The organism is Glycomyces sp. NPDC021274, from assembly GCF_040641195.1.
Lineage (GTDB): Bacteria > Actinomycetota > Actinomycetes > Mycobacteriales > Micromonosporaceae > Glycomyces.
In genome coordinates this window covers 1-1103 of sequence record NZ_JBFADC010000118.1, presented here as the reverse complement: position 1 = coordinate 1103, position 1103 = coordinate 1, and the positions used below count along the sequence as shown (strand labels likewise).

At 67.7% G+C, this 1103-nt stretch carries 1 protein-coding gene; it reads right to left on the bottom strand.

Annotation, left to right across the window (positions count from 1 at the left end):
• Positions 1-655, bottom strand: a 655-nt coding sequence (locus AB0I03_RS27015; protein ID WP_360417469.1) for an aminotransferase class I/II-fold pyridoxal phosphate-dependent enzyme, incomplete at its 3' end; no start/stop codon positions are given.
• Between the last annotated feature and the right edge of the window lie 448 nt (positions 656-1103).

The window sequence follows — 1103 nt, the reverse complement described above, 5'->3', positions numbered from 1 at the left end:
GCAGCACGCACACGTTGGGGCGGTCACGGTAGAGCTCGATCCCGTCCGGCACGTCCTCGTCGCGGATGAACTCGCGGTACGCCTCGTCCAGCACCACCAGCACGTCGTTCGGCACCCGGTCCAGGAAGGACTCCAGCTCCGCACGGCGCACGACGGTGCCGGTGGGGTTGTTGGGATTGCAGACGAAGATCAGCCGGGTCCGGTCGGTGATCGCCGCCAGCATCGCCTCCAGGTCGTGCACCTCATCGGAGGTCAGCGGCACCTGAACGGACGTCGCGCCGGAGACCTGGGTGACGATCGGGTACGCCTCGAACGACCGCCAGGCGTAGATCACTTCGTCGCCGGGCCCGGCCGTCGACTGGACCAGCTGCTGGGCCACCCCGACCGACCCGGTGCCGGTCGCCAGGTGCTCCACCGGCACCGAGAACCGGTCGGCCAGCTCCGCCATCAGCCCTGTACATGCCATGTCGGGGTAGCGGTTGAACGATCCGGCAGCCGCCACCGCGCTCTCCAGGACGCCCGGCAGCGGCGGATAGGGGTTCTCGTTGGAGGACAGCTTGTAGGCGACCGGGCCGCCGACCGCCGCCGGTCGCCCCGGCTTGTAGGTGGGGATGCCGTCCAGCGCAGCACGCAGCCTCGGGGTCTTCTCGCTCACCGCAGGTCCTCCTCAACCATCCAATCGACTCCAATACTGCACACCTTATGAGGATTGCCCCGTCCGGCGTCAGGCCCGCGACGGACAGCCTTTCCGCGGGCACCCGCCGTAGTGGGCGCCGGGCGCGCACTACGAGGGGAGCGCTATGCGGGACACCGCGCGCCGGTGGCTCGCTCCGTGGCGCGCATCCCTCGTCAAGGTGACTTGAGACCTGTTCGAGACCTGGGCGGATCGCCAGGCGGAGCGGCTACCCCTCCCCTTGAACAATCCAAGAGGGCAACAACACCCTTACATTTGAAGGTAATTGAGGGTTAGCTGCCATGCAGAAACGTACCTTCTCAACGCCGTCGTGGGTCCACCGCGAATGGCCGTACCGAGCCCTACTATCGGCTCGCCATGACAGCAGCAGGGAAGCACCAGGTGGGCCGGTCGACCGGTCGCCGACTGG